This window comes from Azospirillum brasilense (assembly GCF_008365405.1).
Classification (GTDB): domain Bacteria; phylum Pseudomonadota; class Alphaproteobacteria; order Azospirillales; family Azospirillaceae; genus Azospirillum; species Azospirillum brasilense_D.
In genome coordinates, this window is record NZ_QOKV01000017.1 from 42621 (window position 1) to 60550 (window position 17930).

19 protein-coding genes are annotated in these 17930 nt (G+C 69.3%); 6 read left to right on the forward strand and 13 right to left on the reverse strand.

The genetic code is table 11. The features are described from left to right. The first annotated feature begins 251 nt into the window (after positions 1–251). Both DS837_RS22570 and DS837_RS22575 read left to right on the forward strand, forming a co-directional pair. Entirely contained in the window at positions 252–836 is a 585-nt protein-coding gene (locus tag DS837_RS22570) for a DUF6655 family protein (protein ID WP_149166801.1), read from the forward strand. A gap of 132 nt (positions 837–968) precedes the next feature. Further along, a complete protein-coding gene (locus DS837_RS22575) occupies positions 969–2573 on the forward strand; it encodes a sensor histidine kinase (protein WP_149166802.1) in 1605 nt (534 codons plus the stop codon). 61 nt (positions 2574–2634) lie between these two features. On the opposite strand, the gene DS837_RS22580 is transcribed toward DS837_RS22575, so the two are convergent. Next, positions 2635–3315 (reverse strand): LuxR C-terminal-related transcriptional regulator, encoded by a 681-nt coding sequence (locus DS837_RS22580; RefSeq protein ID WP_149166803.1) that lies wholly within the window; start codon positions 3313–3315, stop codon positions 2635–2637. Between the two features lie 304 nt (positions 3316–3619). Here DS837_RS22580 and DS837_RS22585 point away from each other — a divergent pair, with 304 nt between their 5' ends. The 3 genes from DS837_RS22585 (at position 3620) to DS837_RS22595 (ending at position 4701) form a co-directional block, all read left to right on the forward strand. Further along, positions 3620–3820: a hypothetical protein gene (locus DS837_RS22585; RefSeq protein ID WP_014200194.1), complete on the forward strand. Its 201-nt coding sequence runs from the start codon at positions 3620–3622 to the stop codon at positions 3818–3820. A gap of 100 nt (positions 3821–3920) precedes the next feature. Continuing rightward, positions 3921–4349 carry a VanZ family protein gene (locus tag DS837_RS22590; protein WP_149166804.1) on the forward strand — a complete coding sequence of 143 codons (429 nt, stop codon included), beginning with the start codon at positions 3921–3923 and terminating at the stop codon, positions 4347–4349. A gap of 109 nt (positions 4350–4458) precedes the next feature. Further along, complete coding sequence (locus tag DS837_RS22595; RefSeq protein ID WP_040137885.1) at positions 4459–4701, forward strand: hypothetical protein; 243 nt, start codon at positions 4459–4461, stop codon at positions 4699–4701. Positions 4702–4793: 92 nt separating this feature from the next. Here DS837_RS22595 and DS837_RS22600 read toward each other — a convergent pair whose 3' ends face one another. From DS837_RS22600 to DS837_RS22655, 12 genes are all read right to left on the reverse strand, one after another. Next, entirely contained in the window at positions 4794–6914 is a 2121-nt protein-coding gene (locus DS837_RS22600) for a tetratricopeptide repeat protein (RefSeq protein ID WP_149166805.1), read from the reverse strand. Between the two features lie 242 nt (positions 6915–7156). Further along, positions 7157–8461: an NAD(P)/FAD-dependent oxidoreductase gene (locus tag DS837_RS22605; RefSeq protein WP_149166806.1), complete on the reverse strand. Its 1305-nt coding sequence runs from the start codon at positions 8459–8461 to the stop codon at positions 7157–7159. Continuing rightward, positions 8458–9657, reverse strand: a complete 1200-nt coding sequence (locus DS837_RS22610; RefSeq protein ID WP_149166807.1) for a M20 aminoacylase family protein — start codon at positions 9655–9657, stop codon at positions 8458–8460. Before DS837_RS22610 ends, DS837_RS22605 begins: the two co-directional genes overlap by 4 nt. Beyond that, positions 9654–10184 carry an L-2-amino-thiazoline-4-carboxylic acid hydrolase gene (locus DS837_RS22615; RefSeq protein ID WP_051658725.1) on the reverse strand — a complete coding sequence of 177 codons (531 nt, stop codon included), beginning with the start codon at positions 10182–10184 and terminating at the stop codon, positions 9654–9656. Before DS837_RS22615 ends, DS837_RS22610 begins: the two co-directional genes overlap by 4 nt. Positions 10185–10203: 19 nt before the next feature. Continuing rightward, complete coding sequence (locus DS837_RS22620) at positions 10204–10947, reverse strand: ABC transporter ATP-binding protein (protein WP_149166808.1); 744 nt, start codon at positions 10945–10947, stop codon at positions 10204–10206. Continuing rightward, the gene (locus DS837_RS22625) at positions 10937–11704 is read right to left on the reverse strand and encodes an ABC transporter ATP-binding protein (protein WP_145679038.1); all 768 of its coding nucleotides are present in this window, start codon (positions 11702–11704) and stop codon (positions 10937–10939) included. Before DS837_RS22625 ends, DS837_RS22620 begins: the two co-directional genes overlap by 11 nt. A gap of 8 nt (positions 11705–11712) precedes the next feature. Further along, on the reverse strand, positions 11713–12780 hold the full coding sequence (locus DS837_RS22630; protein ID WP_149166809.1) for a branched-chain amino acid ABC transporter permease: 1068 nt from the start codon (positions 12778–12780) through the stop codon (positions 11713–11715). Then, positions 12761–13678, reverse strand: coding sequence for a branched-chain amino acid ABC transporter permease (locus tag DS837_RS22635; RefSeq protein WP_114861323.1), 918 nt, complete (start codon positions 13676–13678; stop codon positions 12761–12763). Before DS837_RS22635 ends, DS837_RS22630 begins: the two co-directional genes overlap by 20 nt. Before the next feature lie 267 nt (positions 13679–13945). Then, entirely contained in the window at positions 13946–15079 is a 1134-nt protein-coding gene (locus tag DS837_RS22640) for an ABC transporter substrate-binding protein (protein WP_149166810.1), read from the reverse strand. A gap of 32 nt (positions 15080–15111) precedes the next feature. After that, positions 15112–15609: an L-2-amino-thiazoline-4-carboxylic acid hydrolase gene (locus DS837_RS22645; RefSeq protein ID WP_103040630.1), complete on the reverse strand. Its 498-nt coding sequence runs from the start codon at positions 15607–15609 to the stop codon at positions 15112–15114. A 77-nt stretch (positions 15610–15686) separates the two neighbouring features. After that, entirely contained in the window at positions 15687–16838 is a 1152-nt protein-coding gene (locus tag DS837_RS22650) for a PLP-dependent cysteine synthase family protein (RefSeq protein WP_149166811.1), read from the reverse strand. A 7-nt stretch (positions 16839–16845) separates the two neighbouring features. Next, positions 16846–17226, reverse strand: a complete 381-nt coding sequence (locus DS837_RS22655; RefSeq protein WP_014200209.1) for a Rid family detoxifying hydrolase — start codon at positions 17224–17226, stop codon at positions 16846–16848. Between the two features lie 182 nt (positions 17227–17408). On the opposite strand from DS837_RS22655, the gene DS837_RS22660 reads away from it, so the two are divergent. Continuing rightward, the gene (locus DS837_RS22660; protein ID WP_103040629.1) at positions 17409–17888 is read left to right on the forward strand and encodes an Lrp/AsnC family transcriptional regulator; all 480 of its coding nucleotides are present in this window, start codon (positions 17409–17411) and stop codon (positions 17886–17888) included. The last annotated feature ends 42 nt before the right edge of the window (positions 17889–17930 follow it).

Sequence of the window (17930 nt, forward strand, 5' to 3'; positions counted from 1 at the left end):
CTGCGAAAGCATTGTTGAGATGAAAACGTTTACATAGCCCCTGGACAGAACGCCTCGTCGGCCCTATCTTTCTTTTGCTGCCTCGGCAGCACGCTCTATAGGGCGTTTCCTCCCTAGACTCAGGCCACGCACGGTTCCCGTGCGTGGCTTTTTTTTCTGTCCGTTGTTCAATCCGGGGCCGGTCCCAAATCTCTCCCTTGCCCGGATCGGGCGAACCTGAGAAGCCGGAGGGGAAAAGCACGAGGACCCGAATGCCCCGCAACAGACCGATCATCGCAGCGCTGGCGGCCACCACGGCCCTGGCTGCCGGATGCACCGATGTGAAGGAAAGTCTTCCGTCCCGGACCGCCACGGAACAGCTCCTGATCTCCAGTGCCGCGGACAACGCCGCCAACCGCCTGCGGCTGGAACTGCCGTCGGACAAGCGCGCCTTCCTCGACACCGGCAACTTCGATGGGACCGACGCCAAATACGCCGCCAGCGCGATCAAGGAATCGCTGCTGCGCCAGGGCATCCGCCTCGTCCCCGACCGGACCGCCGCCGACACGATCATCGAGATCCGGCTGGGCGCCCTGTCGGTGAACCAGAGCAAGACGGTGCTGGGCATTCCCCCCATCACCCTGCCCGGCACGATCACCCTGCCGGAGGCGTCGGTCTACAGCTCCACCGAGAACCAGGCGGTCGCGAAATTCTCCGCCTTCGCCTACGACAACCAGAGCGGCGTCCTGGTCGCCTCGACGGAGCCGGCCTACGGCCTGTCGGGGGAGCAGAGCTACCGGGCGATGACGCTGTTCTCCTGGCGCACCTCGCCCCCCTACCCCGAAGACGTCAACTGACGCGGACATTTCCGCGCAAATCCCTTGCGCTCGACCACAGCCATCGCCGCATTCCCTGGTGCGGCTGGGGGTGGGCGCGTAACATGCCACGGACCCGTAGAACGCGGCGGCAGGCGCAAAGGCGACGGCATCTTGGACGATCATAGGGCGGAGGAGGACAGCGGCGGAGTCCGACGATCGGAACGGCTGCTGCTTGCCCAGAACACCGCCCTGGAACGGGCGATCGGCGGCGCCGCGCTGGACGAGGTGCTGGCCCTGCTGGTCCGGGCGGGCGCCGAGCGGCTCGGCGTGCGGGCGGCCATTTTCCTGGTGGACGAGAGTGGTCTCACCCTGCGCTTCGCCGTGGCGGCGGGGCTGCCGGACTCCTGTACGCGGGCGATGGACGGGATCGCGATCGGTCCGCAAGCCATCTCCTGCGGTCTGGCCGCCCACAGCGGGGAACGGGTGGTGGTCGGGAATGTCGCGCTGGACCCGCGCTGGGCGCCCCACCACGCGCTGATGCGGGAGCATGGCATCGCCGCCTGCTGGTCCACCCCGATCCGCGCGGTCGGCGGCGCGGTCCTGGGCGTCTTTACCATCCACCATGCCACCCCCGGCGCGCCCGGCCCGCTGGAACTGGAAACGGTGGACCGGCTGTCCCACACCGCCGCCCTGTTGATCGAGCGGGACCGGACGGAGCGCGAGCGCCAGGCCGGCGAGGCCCTGCTGTCCTTGGTTCTCGAGCATCTGCCGGTCGGCGTCGCCGTCTACGACACGCAGGGCCGCACCACCCGCAACAACCGGCTGATGCGCGACTACACCAACGGCTCCCTGCCGTCCGCCGACGACCGGGAGGCGTCGCGTTGGCGCGCCTTCCACCCCGACGGGCTGCCGGTCGAGCGCAAGGATTTCGCGGGCGCGCGCGCTTTGCGGGGTGAGATCGTGGTGCCCGGCATGGACTTCCTGCACCGCGCCGCCGACGGGACGGAGCACTGGACGCGCGTGTCGGCGGCCCCGCTGCGCGACGGCGACGGACGGATCACCGGCGTGGTCGCCGTGGTCAGCGACATCGACGCGGAGAAGCGGGCGGCGCAGGGCATGGCTGCGGCCTTGGACGAGGCCCGCCGCAGCGAACTGGTGGCCCACGAGATGAGCCACCGCATCATGAACAGCTTCCAGCTTCTGCACGGGCTGGTCGCGATGCAGACCGCCACGGTCACCGACCCGGCGGCGCGCAAGGCGGTGGAGCAGGCCTTCTCGCGAATCCAGGCGATGGCGCTGGTGCAGCGCCGCCTGTTCGAGGCGACGCGCAACGACCTCGCCACGCTCGACGCGGCCGACTATCTGCAGCGGTTGGGGGAAAGCCTGACCGGCGCCTTCATCGATTCGGACCGCTGCACCCTGGTCATCGACGCCGCGCACGGAATCCCGATGCCCGCCGCGCAGGCTTCGTCCATGGGGCTGATCGTGACGGAACTGGTGCTGAACGCCCTGAAGCACGCCTTCGGCGCCCAGCAGCGGGGGACGGTGACGGTCCGCTTCAAAGTCTGCGGAGATGACCGCCGGCTGACGGTGACCGACGACGGGGCCGGTCTGCCGGACGGCGCCGGCACCATGAAGCCCGCAGGGTCGGGACAGGGCATGGGCATGACGCTGGTGCACGGTCTGGTGCGCCAACTCGGCGGAAAGCTGGAGATCGACCGCCCCGATCAGGGCGGCCGCCCCGGAACCCGCTTCGTTTTGACTTTTCCAGCCTGACCTTCACAGTGTGTCAGGCGTCGAAGCCACCGGATTCCGGGATGGCGCGGCGTCCTGATCCTTAGGCGACGGCTTCCATCGGCTTTTCGACCTTGCCGCCGAACCCGTTCTCCAGCGCCCAGATGGCGGCCTGGGTGCGGTTGGAGGCGTTGATCTTGCGCAGCAGGCTCTTCAGGTGAACCTTCACCGTCGCTTCGGTGATGTTCAGATGATTGGCGATCATCTTGTTGCTGTCACCCTGCAGCAGGCGCTCCAGGATCTGCGTCTCGCGCTGCGACAGGCCCTTGGCCGCGGTCGGGCCGTTGGCGCTGGTGTTGGCGCCGGCCTTGCCGGTGATGAGAAGGGCGGCGAGGTGGGTCGGGAAGACCTTTTCGCCGATCATCACCAGACGCAGCGACTGCGCCAGCGCGGCGGGGGAAATATCCTTCATCAGGAAAGCGTCGGCGCCGGCCTGGATGGCGTTGGCCATTTCCTGGGCGTCGAGGTGGCTGGCCAGAAGGACGAGCCGCGCGGTCGGATACTGCTCCCGCAGGACGGTCACGGCCTGCACCGTGCCGTTGGCGGAAGCCGGATCCATCATGATCAGTTCGGGCATGTCGCCCTCCATCATGCCCGGCGGCGGTACGTCGCTGAAACTGGCGGCCTCTTTCGTGATACGGAACTCCCCTTCCGAGAAGAGGGCCTTCATGCCTTCGCGGAAAAGTTTGTTGGCGTCGATCAGAAAGATGGAGACCGATTGCATCGTCCAGTCACTCTCGAAGGTGATTGAGATGAGCAACCCTACCCTATCGTTGGCGGGCCGGCTACCCGTCCGTTAGTAGAATATTAACCAATGAAGTCCGAGGCACGTCCTCCCATCGGGCATATGCCCCCCTCGGAAAGCCGGTCCAGAACGCTCCCGGATGCCCGGAAACCCAAAAAATCATGCCTAAACAGGCCACTACCCACTTTGCGCAGGAATCGGACGCCGTCTCGTTAATATCACGGCAACCATAATCGGCCATTGGTACAGTCATCGTAATTCATCGCTTGGATGGGTGCCCGATATGCCGATGGTGTCCATGTGGAAGAAGATCAGTCCGTGTCACTTCGTGATGCAGGACTGTCACCGCCGGATCGAAATCCGTTACCACGCCACCGGCTCGCAGAGCGGCTGGGGCGTCTATGCCGACGGAACTCTGGTGCAGCAGCGCGCTGCCTTCACCGAAGCGCGCGGCATTGCCATGGGGCTGGCGACCGGTTCCTGAAACGGGTCTTGCCCGCCTGATGTCACAGCGCGGACGTCGGGCGGTTAACCGGCTCTTGAGACTGTTCCGCGCAGGATGGCCTTCGTCGCAGGAGGCCGTCATGACGTTCCGCCCACTTCCCCTTGCTTGGCGCCGGCTCGCGCTCTGCGCCCTTCTCGGCCTCATGGGGATCGCCTTCTGGGCTGCGCTGCAACCGCAGTTGGCGCCCAGCGGCCTTTACGGCTTCGACAAGCTGGTGCATGCCGGGGCCTTCGGGCTCCTGACCCTCCTCGGCATCCTGGCCAGCGCCAGCCGGCGCGCCGCCGTCCTCGCGGTGCTGGCCGTCTTGGCGCTCGGCGCCGCCATCGAGGTGGCGCAATCCTTCGTCCCGGGACGCGAGGCCAGCCTGTCCGATCTGGCCGGGGACGCCGTGGGAGTCGCGCTGGGAATCACGACCGTCCGGCTGGGACATCGGATCGCCGAACGCGCGCGCCGCGCACGCCATGGAATAGTCACGCAGCCCGCGGCGTTTGCGTCCTTACCGGAGTGAGGGAACGCGAGGTCCGGACCGGCAATCCCGAGCAGCTTCCTCCGTTTTTGGTTTTGTTCGCCTACCAAACCATGCTATGCCGAAAGGCAGAACATCTGGAGTAACGCTTATGGACTGGCATAACGAAAAGGCTAAGACCGGCGCGCGCGCCCTGGAATCCGCGTTCGGCGTGATGCTGACGGTCTGCGAAGCCACCGACGGCTGGTGGAACTGGCACGCGGAGCATGAGGGGCTGAGCTGGACCCCCGACGCCCGCTGGTTCGCCACCCGCCGCGAGGCGCAAGATGCAGCGGAGGAATGGGCCTCCACCCTGGCGCCGCAGCATCTGGGCTTCCTCCACCGCGCGGCCTGACGCCGCAAGGCTTCGACCGGGTCGCCGAGACCAGCCCCTACCATCACAGCTGGGGCGACGCGCTCTACGTCTGCCGGCCCGGCTGACGCTGGTCAGGGAAGCAGGACCGGCCCGTTCCAGGGATCGAAGGGCACCAGCCGCGCCGTCTTACGGTCCGGGCGCAGGGCGGCGCGCAGCGCCGGGTTCAGCAGCGCCGCCGTCACCGAGAAGGAGCTGTTGGACACGGCGACCCGGTCGGCCCGCGACAGAATCCAGTGGTCGGTGAAGAACTCCGCCCCCGGCAGCGGCGTCCCCAGATCGCCGGCGAGGACGGGGCGGTAGCGGCCGAAGCGCTCCGCCAGCTCCGGCGCGTCGGTGGCGAGGTAGAGCACCGGCTGGTCCAGGCTGGGCCACAGATCGGCCAGCCAGTCGAGATACCAGCCCTCCGGCGCGATCCAGAAGCGGTCGTTCCGGCCGAAATCGCCGCGGCGCAGATGGATCGCCACCAAGGTCCGCCCGCGCGCCCTCACACTCTCCAACGCCGCCGCGGCACGCTCCGCCACCGCGCCGACCGGCGTGAAAAGGGCGCAGAAGCGCGCGCGGTGCGGCGCCAGCGGCGTGGTGTCGCCGCAGAAATAGCCGACCACGTCGTGACCGTCCGCGCCGGCCAGCGCCCGCCCGTCCAGCAACGCGGGAACGCCGCAGTCCTCCTCGTGCAGGCTGGGCAGCGGCGGGCCGGGGAGCGGGTCGTCCAGGCCGTAGAGATGGCGCCCGATCCACTCCGGGGTTTCCACCTCCATCCCATTCTGCTCCGCGCAGACGCGCAAACAACCGTATTGCAGGAGCTGATTGCCGAACCGCCCCGCATGGCCGAGCGTGGACACCGCCAGGCGCCGCTTGCCCGACGCTCGGCGCGGCGGCGGGGCGTCGCCCACGGTCCGGCGCAGCAGCAGCGTCGCCCGGCGGGAGAAGCCTGTGCCGATGCCTGGTGCGGCGGCGACCGCCCGGTCGTAGAGGGCCAGCGCCTCGCCGTCCGCGCCCTGCGCCTCGCGGACCTCGCCGGCCAGCAGCAGGGCTGCGGGCAGGCCGGGGGCGAGCCGCAGCGCCCGACGCGCGCAGCGTCCGGCCCACCGCGCATCACCCCGCCGCAGCGCGGCGCGGCCCAGCGCCACCCAGGAATCCGCGTCGTCCGGGCGCATGCCCAGCGCCCGTTGCAGCAGCGCCGCCGCCCGCTCCGCCAAACCGGCGCGCTCGCACAGCCGGCCACGCTCGGCCAGCGCTGCCGCGTCGTCGGGATGCAGCCGGCCGGCGCGGTCCAGCGCCCGCCCGGCCGCCGCCAGGGCGTGCAACGCGTCGAGCGCCGCGCCGAGGGCGAGGTGGAGCTCCGCCAAGGCGGGGTTGAGCGACAGGCCGCGCCGCGCCGTCACCAGCGCCGCGCGCGGCTTCTCGGCAATCTGCTGGGCGGCGGCGAGCCGGACCAGCAGCCCGGTGTCGGCGGGAGTGGCCAGCGCCGCGCGCCGCCCCGCCGTGACCGCCGCGCCGCGCTGCCCCAGCTCGTTGTGGAGCAGGCACAGACTGGCCCAACAACCGCCTTGCGCCGGGTCCAGAGCCATCGCCGGACGAAGCGCGGCGATGGCCCGTTCCGGCTGGCCGAGCGCCTGCCGTGCCTCCGCCTCGGCCATGCGGGCGCGCAACAGCGTCGGGTCGAGCCGGGCCGCGAATCCGGCCAGCCGGGCGGCCTCATGCAACCGTCCAAGCCCCTTGGCGGCCATCGCCGCATCGAAGGTGGCGGACAGATTTTGCGGATTGAGGGCCAGCACCCGTTCGTAAAGCGCCGCTGCGGAGGCCAGGGCGCCGGAATCAAAAGCGGCCTCGGCCAGAACGCGGAGCGCCGGGGCCAGCCGCTCCGCCGCCTCCGCGTGCTCCGGCTGCAGGCGCAACGCAGCGAGCCAGCTCGCCGCCGCGTTCGCGGTCTGCCCCAGGGCGTCCTGAACCTTGCCGCGGTTGAGATGGTGGGTCGACGATGCCGGATCGCCGGCCACGGCGGCGTCGAGATGGGCGAGCGCCGCCGCGACCCGTCCGGTCTGGGCGAGCAGCAGCCCCATCAGATGGCTGGCGTCGGGATGGCCGGGGACCGCCTGCAGAATGCGGCCATAAAGGGTTTCCGCCTCCGCCACGCGCCCGGCGATGTGATGGTCGAGCGCGATGGACAGGGCTTCGGAGACGGTGGCCATGAGCCGGGGCAATCCGCGTGGGGCCGGTTCGGGATAACGTCACAGTGGCCGGGCCAACCCCGCACTGTCAATCGCCGGAAGTTTTGTCCAAGGCCATCGCCTGCTCTATCCCCTCTCCCCTCTGGGGAGAGGGTTAGGGTGAGGGGGTTGCGCGTGGCGGAGCGTCCGGCACAAGCGCACCCCCCTCACCCGGCCCTTCGGGCCGCCCTCTCCCCAGAGGGGAGAGGGATGTTCGCCCACCGTCAGTCCTTGCGGTCCAGCCGGCGCAGATGCAGCATGTAGAGCCGCGAGAAACGCGTCACCAGATCGTGGAAGGGCAGCGGCTTCACCGGGGTGAAGGGCAAGGCCAGCTCCGGCGCGCCCGTCCCCATCGCGTGGCGCGCCAGTTCGCAGCCCACCGCGGTGCCCAGCGCCATGCCGCGCCCGTTGTAGCCGACCGCCCCGGTCACGCCGGGCGCCAGCTCGTGGAAGTGAGGCCGGAAATCGGCGGTCATCGCCAGATGGCCGCTCCAGCTCCGCGCGATGGCCGGGTTGCCGATCTGGGGGAAGACGCGGCGGATGCGCTCGCGCGTGCGCTCCTGCGCCCGCCGCTCGGCGTCCGCCGACCGCACCAGCGTGCAGCCGGAGACCAGCCGGTTGTCGGCGGTCCAACGGAAGAAATGCAGGTCGCCGCGGGTGTCGCTGCACGCCATGTCGGAGGGCAGCACGCTGGCGCGCAGGGCGGCGGGCAGCGGCTCCGTCACCATCTGGAAGTTCAGCACCGGCACGACGGAGCGGCGCAGCCCCGGCCACAGATCGTCGGTGTAGGCGTTGGTCGCCAGCACGACGCGGTCGGCGGTCACGCAGCCCTGCGGCGTGGTCAGCCGCCAAGCGGTTCCGACACGGTCGATGGCGGAGACCGGCGTGTCGCTGTGGATGGAAACGCCCAGCCCGAGGGCGGCCCGCGCCATTTCGCGGGCCAGCGACAGCGGGTTCACATGGCCGCCGGTCGGGGCGACCATGGCGCCATGCCAGAAGCGCGTGCCCAGCGCCCGTTCCGTCTGCGCCGCGTCGAGCAGCGCGACCTCCGCCCCCAGCGCCCGCCATTGCGCGACCCGCTGCTCCGCCGCCTTCATGCGGCCCGGCCGGTGGGCCGGCTGAATCCAGCCCTTCTGCACACCGTCGCAGCGCATCTGGTAGCGCTCGATCAGGTCGAAGACCAGCGCCGCCGAGCCGCCGACCATGCGGGCCAGCGCCGCTCCCTTCGCCTCGCCGTAGGCCGCCGTCAGGTTGGCCGGGTCGAGGCGCGACAGCGTCGGGATGATCTGGCCGTTGTTGCGGCCCGACCCGCCGAAGCCGGGCTCGCGCGCCTCCAGCACCGCCACGCGCACACCCCGCTCGGCCAGATGGATCGCCGTGGACAGGCCGGTGACGCCCGCCCCGACCACCGCCACGTCCACCCGGACCGACCCGTCCAGCGGGCCGGTCTCCGGACCGGCGACGGCGCTCGCCGCCCAATGGGACTCCGGCAGCGGCGCATCCAGCAGCGGTTTGAGAAGCGCGCTCATCGCGTTCCCTCCTCCACCAGCAGCGTCTTCGCCAGCGCCACCCAATAGCTGGCGCCGATGGCCAGGTTGGCGTCGTTGAAGTCGTAGCCGGGGTTGTGCAGCAGGCAGCCGCCGTCCGTCGGCCCGTTGCCCAGCCAGACGTAGCAGCCCGGCCGCTCCTTCAGCATGAAGGCGAAATCCTCGGCGCCCATGGAGGGCATCGGGTCGTGGTCGATGTTCTCCTCGCCGACCAGCGACGCGGCGACGCGGGCGCACAGCGCGGTCTCGGCGGCGCTGTTGACCGTCGCCGGGTAGCGCCGCTCGTAGCGCACGCTGGCGGTGCAGCCGAAGGCGGCGGCGGTGTGCTCGGCCAGCGCGCGCAGCCGCGCCTCGACCACGTCCTGCACCCCCTCCTTGAAGGCGCGGACGGTGCCGCGCAGCGTGACCTCCGCCGGGATGACGTTCCAGGTGTCGCCGCCGGTGATCCAGGTGGTGGAGACCACGGCGCTGTCCAACGGGTGCAGACTGCGCCCCGGAATGGTCTGCAGGGTGGTCAGAAGATGGCCGGCGGCGGTCATCGGGTCGTGGCCGAGATGCGGCATGGCGGCGTGGCTGCCCTTGCCGTGGACGGTCACCTCGAAGATGTCGTAGCTGCCCATCATCGGCCCCGGCCGCAGCGCGATCTGCCCCAGCGGCAGGCCCGGCCAGTTGTGCATGCCGTAGACGCCCTCCACCGGGAACCGCTCGAACAGCCCGTCGGCGATCATCTCGCGGGCGCCGCCCTCGTTCTCCTCCGCCGGCTGGAAGATGACGTGCAGCGTCCCGGCGAAGTCGGGATCGTCGGCCAGGACCTTGGTGGCCCCCAGCAGCATGGTGGTGTGGCCGTCGTGGCCGCAGGCGTGCATCCGCCCCGGATTGACCGAGCGGTGGGCGAACTCGTTGGTCTCGTGAATGTGCAGCGCGTCCATGTCGGCGCGCAGCGCGATGGCGCGGCCGCCGGGGCGGCGGCCCTTCAGCGTCCCGACCACGCCGGTGCGCCCGAGCCCCCTCGCCACCTCCAGCCCGAAGGCGCGCAGCTTGTCCGCGACGAAGGCGGCGGTTTCGTGCTCCTCGAAGGCGGTTTCGGGATGGGCGTGCAGATGGTGCCGCCATTGCCGCATCTCCGGGGCCAGGGCCTCGGCGGCGGGGTGCAGGCGGACGTTCGCGGGGATGGTCATTCCGGGGACTCCTGGGGTCCGCCCGCCGGCAGGCTGTAGCGGAAGTCGCAGTGGCTGGCGCCCTGCATGATGGTCTGGGTGCGGGTGAAGCGGACGTCGGGGCGGTAGCCGCACATGAACTCGCCGTCCCGGTTGCAGGACAGGATGTCGCCGATCTCCTCCACGCCCATGGCGCGGTAGCTTTCGGCGTAGCGGCAGCGGGTGACGTTGAAGCCCAGCCGATCGGGCGCGCTCTCGATCACCTCCAGCCGCAGGGCGTCGCCGGCGGTCCACAGGGCCAGCCGCTCGTGGAAGGTGGCGAGGTCGGCGGTGCCGCGGGTGGCGCGGTCCTCCGCCGCCATGGCGGCGCCGGCTTCGCGGGCCATCACCTCGATGGCGCGGGCGAGCACGGCGCGCGCCCGCTCCCGCCCGATCTCGGGCAGGAGCTGGTCGTAGAGCGCCTTGGCGAAGGCCGCCTCGATGCGCCGCCGCTCCAGGATGGGCAGGGGAGCAGACGCGGGAGCGGCGTTTTCGGTGTCGGTGGTCATCGCTGCGATCCTTTTTCCGTCAGCCGCCGAGATAGGCCGCCCGCACGCGCGGGTCGGCGGCCAGATCGGCAGCGCTGCCCGAGAGTGTCACCCTTCCCGCCTCCATGACATAGGCGTGATCGGCGACGCGCAGCGCGGCGCGGGCGTTCTGCTCCACCAGCAGAATCGAGGTCCCCTCGCCGCGGATCTGGACCAGCAGGTCGAAGATCTGCTTCACCACCATCGGCGCGAGGCCGAGCGACGGCTCGTCGAGCAGCAGCAGGCGCGGCTTCGACATCAGGGCGCGGGCGATGCACAGCATCTGCTGTTCGCCGCCCGACAGCGACCCCGCCTTCTGGGTCAGCCGCTCGCGCAGGCGGGGGAACAGCTCCAGCATCCGCTCCATCCGGGCGGCGCGGTCGTGGCGCAGCGTCCGTCCGCCCAGCAGCAGGTTCTCCCGCACCGTCATGGTGCCGAAGATCTGCCGCCCCTCCGGCGCCTGGGCGAGGCCGCGGCGCACCACCTCGTGGCTGGGGCTGTCGGTCATGTCCTGGCCATCGAAGACGGTGGCGCCGCCCGTGGTGCGGTAGATGCCCGACAGGGCGCGCATCAGCGTGGTCTTGCCGACGCCGTTGGCGCCCAGCACGGCGACGATGGCCCCCTCCGCCACATCGAGCGAGACGCCGCGCAGGATCTCTTGCGGCCCCATGCGCACCGTCAGGTCGCGGACCTCCAGGATGCGGCGGGTGGCGGTGTTGCTGGCCTGGGCTCCGTCAAGCGGCATCGTCTTCCACTCCCAAATAGGCTTCGAGGACGGCGGGGTCGCGCTGCACCGCCTCCGGCGTGCCGTCGGCGATCTTGCGGCCGGACGCCAGGACGATGACTCGGCTGCAGCTTCCCATCACCAGCCCCATGTCATGCTCGACCAGCAGAACGGTGACGCCGCCGGCGTGCAGGCGGCGGATGAAGTCGGCCAGCTCCGCCGTCTCGGTGTCGTTGAGGCCCGCCGCCGGCTCGTCGAGGATCAGCAGCCGGGGCGCGGTCGCCAGGGCGCGGGCGATCTCCAGATACTTGCGCTTGCCGTAGGACAGGTTGGCGGCGATGTCCCCGGCCTGGGCGGTCAGGCCGACGCGCTCCAGCGCCTCCCAGCTCCGCTCGCTGACCGCGCGGCTGTGGGCACCACCGTTGACCAGCGCCCGCCAGGGCGACTGGCCGAAGGCGCCGACCGCCCCGACCGACACGTTGTCGAACACCGTCATGTTGGGGAAGACGCGCAGGTTCTGGAAGGTGCGGCCCATGCCCATGCGGGCGATCTGCCACGGCTTGCGGCCCGTGATGTCCTGCCCGTCGAAGGTCACCGTGCCGTCCGACGGCGGGGTGAAGCCGGTGATCAGGTTGAACAGGGTGGTCTTGCCGGCGCCGTTGGGGCCGATCAGCCCGACCAGCTCGCCCTTGGCGATGGTGGCGCTGACGTCGCTGACCGCCAGCAGGCCGCCGAAGCGCCGGGTCAGCCCCTGGATGGAGAGAAGCGTGTTGCTCATGATCCGCCTCACTTCCAGCCGACGGGCGTGCCGCCGGCGATGGTGGCCCAGCCGCGGGAGAAGGAGCGGCGGACGAAGCCCAGCGCGGTGCCTTCGGCCAGCATGCCCTTGGGCAGCAGCAGGATGGACAGGAACATGGTCGCCCCGACGGCGATCATGCGGTAATCGCCGATGTCGCGCAGCGCCTCCGGCAGGACGATCATGAACAGGGCGCCGACGACCGCGCCGGGAAGGCTGCCCAGCCCGCCGACCACCACCATCGCCAGGATCAGGATCGATTCCATGAAGCGGAAGTTGTCCGGCGCGATGTAGGCGGAGGTGTGGGCGAGCAGCGCCCCGGCGATGCCGGCGAAGAAGGTGGCGACGACGAAGGACTCGATCTTCAGCCGCTCGACGTTGATGCCCATGCTGTCGGCGCACTGGTCGTCCTCGCGCAGAGCCCGCAGCGCGTTGCCGTAGTAGGAGTGGGTCAGCCGGTGCAGCACCCAGACGCAGGCGACGGCGATCACCGCGACCGCCAGATAGCGGCTGAGCAGCGTGTCGGCCTGCCAGCCGAACAGCGAGATCGGCGGGATGCCGCGGATGCCCATCGGGCCGCGGGTGAAGTCCACCCAGTTCAGCAGGATCACGTAGATCATCTCGCCGATGCCGAGCGTGGCGACGGCGAAGTAGATGCTGACCAGCCGCATGGTCGGCAGCGCCACCAGGAAGCCGAACAGCGCGGCGATCAGCCCCGCCGCCGGCAGCGTGACGATGAAGGGCAGGCCGAGCTTGGTCGACAGCAGCGCCGCCGCGTAGGCGCCGATGCCGTAGAAGGCGGCGTGGCCGATCGACAGCAGCCCGGCGGTGCCCGTCACGTGGTTCAGGCTGGCCGACAGGATCACGAAGATCATCGTCGTGATGGCGATCTGGGCGAGGTAGCTGGACCCGGTGCCGACGATCGCGGCGGGCACGGCGCCGAAGGCGACCGCCAGCAGGAGGAGGGTCCAGGCAAACCGCCGGCCTCGCCCGGAAAACGCGGCGGGCGGCGCGAGGGTGGCCGGCATCAGCCGGGCGTCAGGCACGTTCACGTCCATGTCCGAACAATCCTTGCGGGAAGAAGACCAGCGTGATGACCAGAAGGCTGTAGGTGATCAGGTCCTTCCAGCCGCTCGACAGGAACTCGGTCGCGATGCTTTCCGACACGCCGAGCAGCAGGGCGCAGGCGACCGCCCCCGGAATGCTCGACAGGCCGCCCATCACCATGGCGACGAAGGCCTTGACGCCCGGCGCGAAGCCCATGTGCGGCGAGATGGCGCCGTCGTAGAGGCCGACCAGGATTCCCGCCGTGGCGCCCAGCATCGAGCCGACCGCGAAGGTGGTGACGATGGTGCGATCGGTGTTGATGCCGACGTAGCGGGCGCCGAGCTGGTTGTTGGACACCGCGCGGATGCCGAGGCCGGTCTGGGTGCGGTAGAGCAGGAACTGCAGCGCGCCCAGCATGACGGCGGAGGTGGCGAAGATGACCAGGCTGCCGCTGGCGACCATGATCGGCCCGATGGCGACCGGCTGCTGCAGCAGGTAGCCGGACGGGATGCCCTGCATGTCGCCGCCGAAGATGTGCATCATGATCTCGCGCGTCACGATCGACACGGCGAGCGAGGAGAGCAGCGTCGCCTCGCGCATGGCGCGGGATTTCTGGCTGGCCTCGTCGGTGAAACGGCGGAAGGGGCGGAAGGCGATGCGCTCCAGCCCGACGCCGGACACCGCGCCCACCGCCAGGACCAGCGGCACCACCGCCAGCAGCGGCGGGGCCATCGCGGTGATGACCATCAGGCCGACGAAGGCGCCGATGGTGTAGACCTCGCCATGGGCGAAGTTGACGACGTTCAGGACGCCGAAGATCAGCGTGAAGCCGATCGCCATCAGGGCGTAGACGCACCCGATGGACAGGCCGTTGATGACCTGCTGAAGGAAGAAGACATCGAAGACCATGGCGTGCTCCAGGCTTCGGGGAGCGCGCTCGCCGGTCCCGGCGGAGCGCGCACCACGGCGTGTGTCCTTAGAGGAAGATCTTGTGAAAAGGCGTTCTTCCGACCGGCATCTACTTTTCTCATCGTCACCCCCGCGAAGGCGGGGGTCCAGGAAACTCCGCAGGCAAGTGCTTGAACGGACTGGATTCCCGCCTTCGCGGGAATGACGAGAGAGGTTGCGCAGATAGGATAACGAACTGAACAGCCGACGTCGGCGCCTATGGTCCGGTCAGGGACCGGTCACGACCTGGAAGCGGCCGTCCTTCACCATCATCTTCGCCAGCGCCTTCGCCGGCTCGCGGGTGACGGGGTCGAAGCTGGTGGCGCCGGTCACGCCGGGGTAGCCGGTGGTGGCGGCCAGCGCGTCGCGCAGGCTCTCGCGCGTCACCGACGGGCCGGCCTTGGCGACGGCGTCCAGCATGATGCCGACCGCGTCGTAGGCTTGGGCGGCGAACATGCCGGGCTCCGACTTGAAGCGCGCGGCGTATTCCTTCACGAAGGTCTGCACCGCCGGGTCGGGGTTGTCGGGCGTGAAGGTGGTGGCGAGATGCAGCCCCTCCACCGATTCACGCCCCAGCTCGATCAGCTTGGGCGAGTAGAGGGAGCTGGTGCCGTAGAGCGGGATCTTGATGCCGAGCTGCTCGCGCTGCTGGGCGAAGGCCGCCCCCTCCTCGTAGAACATCGCGAGGTAGATCACGTCGGGCTTCTGCCGGGCGACCTTGGTCAGGATGGAGCGGAAATCGCGGTTGCCGGGGTTGAACGCCTCGGTGGCGGTGATCTTGCCGCCCTTGGCCTTGAAGCCGCTGACGAAGCCATCGAGCGCCGAGATGCCCCAGTCGTTCTGGATGTAGATCACCGCCGCCGTCTTCTTGCCGGCCGCGATGATCCAGTCGGCGTTGTACGGGCCTTCGAAGGCCTGGGTTGTGATGTTGCGGAACTGCCAGGGGCTGAGCTTGGTGAAATCCGGATGCGAGGCGGTCTGGGAGAGCTGCGGCATCTTCTCCGCCGCGTAGATCTCGCCCGCCGCCATCGACACGGTGGAGGAGAAGTCGCCGATCACCCCGACGATCTTGGAATTGTCGAGGAACTTGTGCGCGATGTTGCGCGCCTCCTTGGGATCGTCCTTGCTGTCCTCGAAGGTGATGGCGACCTTGGCGCCGGCCAGCTTGCCCGAGGCGTTGAATTCCTCCAGCTTGATCTGGGCGGCGTTGCGGAACATCTCGCCGTACTGGCTGCGGTCGCCGCTGAGCGGAGCCTGATAGCCGATGACGATCTCTCGGTCGGCGGCCTGGACGGCCGTGGTGGCCAGCATGGCGCCAAGAACGGCCCCCAGAGCGGTGCCGAGAACGGTGTGCTTCCTCATGGTTCGGTTCCCCTGTCGGCGAGGCTGGACGGTCAATTCGCGGCGGCCGGCGCGGCGGCGCCCGGCGTGATCGTCAGGTGGCAGCAGGTGCTGCGGCCCGGCTTCCAGGTGTCGACCTCGATCTCGAAGCCGGCGGTCTCGAAGGTGCCCTTGTCGACCGCGCCGGCGAGTTCGCAGAGCGTCTCCACCGTCTGCGCCGGCAGGTTGGCTTCCAGCCAGGCTTCCTTCAGCGGACAGGTGTGGAAGCGGATCTCCAGCACCTCGTCGGTGCAGCGCACGACCTCCGGACCGAACTGGACCTCGGCGTCGGGGATGAACTTCAGGAAGGAGTCGCGCAGGCCGGCCAGGTCTGCCGGGGCGTGCGGCGCAAAATTGTGGGCGATGGCCGCACCCCGGCGATAGATGGTGCGCGCCATGATCTCCCGGGCCTTCTCCTCGCCGATCTCCTTGCGCATCTCGTCGAAGGCCGCCTCATAGACCATCGCGCGGCTCTTCATCGCGTTGCGCAGAAGTGTGCGAAACTCGTCCATCGGTGAATGCTCCTGTTTTTCTGCCAATTGTTTTGCGGTGGCGATTTTTGTTTTTTAAAGCGCTTGTTCTTTTTGCTTCAGAGGGACGGGCCGCCCTCAAGGAAGGCCTCGATCCGCGCCTCGTCGGCGGCGGTGTCGAAACCGGCCCGCGCCATCCAGGCGTCGTCGTGGTAGGTGTTGCGGTAGCGCTCGCCGGAATCGCAGATCAGCGTCACCAGCGACCCGGCCCGCCCGGCGTCGCGCATCCGTCCGGCGATCCAGCACAGCCCGAAGAAGTTTGTCCCGGTGGACCCGCCGACCATCCGGCCCAGACGCCGCGACAGCACCCGCATCGCCGCCAGCGAGGCCACGTCGGGCACCTTGATCATCTGGTCGACGACCTCGGGGATGAAGGACGGCTCGACGCGCGGCCGCCCGATGCCCTCGATGCGCGACCCGCGCTCGCAGGTCAGCGCGGCGTCGCGGTTGACGAAGCTGTCGTAGAAGACCGAATGCTCGGCGTCGGGAACGCACAGCCGGGTCGGCAGATGGCGGTAGCGGATGTGGCGCCCGATGGTCGCGGCGGTGCCGCCGGTGCCGGCGCTCATCACGATCCAGTCGGGCACCGGGTGGCGCTCGCTGCGCATCTGGCCGAAGATCGACTGGGCGATGTTGTCGGTGCGCCAGTCGGTGGCGCGCTCGGCGTAGGTGAACTGGTCGAGATAGACGCCGCCCAGCCGCACCGCCAGCGCCGCCGCCTCGGCGTAGATCGCCTTGGAGGATTCGACGAAGTGGCAGCGCCCGCCGTGCAGCTCGATGGCGGCGACCTTCTCGTCCGAGGTGCCGCGCGGCATCACCGCGTGGAAGGGCAGGCCGAGCAGACGGGCGAAATAGGCTTCCGACACCGCGGTGGACCCCGACGACGCCTCGATCACCGGCGTGCCCTCGCCGATCCGCCCGTTGCAGATGGCGAACAGCAGCAGCGACCGGGCGACGCGGTGCTTCAGGCTGCCGGTGGGGTGGGTCGATTCGTCCTTCAGGTAGACGTCGATCCCGGATAGCTCCGGAACATTTAGCTTCAGCAGCGGCGTGTCGGGCGACCGCGCCGCCTCGGTCTCCAGCAGTTCGATCGCGCGCCGGGTCCAGTCGCGGCCGGTGGCCTCGGGCAGCGGGGTGTAATCGAGGCGGAGCGGTTGACGGATCGAACCGGCGCCGGGTTGCAGCGTCACGGTCTGCGCGGAAGCGGTCATGTCACCCTCAAAGCGCGATGACGGCATCGATTTCGACCGACGCGCCGAGCGGCAGCGCCGACACTTCGACGGTCGAGCGGGCGGGGAACGGCGCCTGGAAGAAGCCGGCATAGACCTCGTTCACCGCCTTGAACTGGGTGAGGTCGGTCACGTAGACGGTCATCTTCACCGCCTTCGCCAGGCTGGTTCCGGCGGCCTCGGCGATCGCCGCGATGTTGGTCAGGCTGCGCGCCGCCTGGGTGGGCGCGTCCGGGCCGGCGAAGGCCCCGGTGGCCGGGTCGATCGGCAACTGGCCGGAGACGAACAGCAGCCCCCCGGCGACGCGGGCCTGGGCGTAGGGGCCGATGGCGGCCGGGGCTTTGTCCGTGGCGATGGTGTCGGTCATCATCCTGATCTTTCCTGGTTTGGCCCTGTGGCGGCGACCGTCGCCCGTGCTCAAAGGCTGGGCGGTCTGCCCGCGGAGACGGCATGCGGGTGCATGCGAAATCCTCAAAACGAAAAAGCTTTTCTCCAGACCGGCCGAATGAGCAAAATCATCCGTCCCAACCGCGAAGGCCCCGAGCAACCCCAATGACCATCGACGCCACCGACCGGAAGATCCTGGCCGCCCTTCAGGCCGACGCGACCCTGTCGCTCGCCGACCTCGGCAAGCAGGTCGGCCTGTCCGCCACCCCCTGCTGGCGCCGCGTGCAACGCCTTGAACAGGAAGGTTATGTCCGACGCCGCGTGGCGTTGCTGGACCGGGCCAAGCTGAACGTCGACGTGACCGTCTTCGTGGCCGTCCGAACCAGCAAACACTCGGCGGAATGGCTGGAGGAGTTCCGCCGCGTGGTGGCCGACATACCGGAGGTTGTCGATCTCTACCGTTTGAGCGGCGAAATCGATTATCTGCTGCGGGTGGTCATTCCGGACATCAAGGCGTATGACGCTTTCTATCGAAAGCTCATCGAGCGCATCGAGCTTCAGGATGTCTCGTCAATGTTCGCCATGGAGGAAATGAAATCGACAACGGAAGTCCCTCTTTCTTACGTAAAAACCCAGACCAGCTAGGATTTTACTTGTCGGTTTTCTTTTTAGACTCTCGCTTCGGCA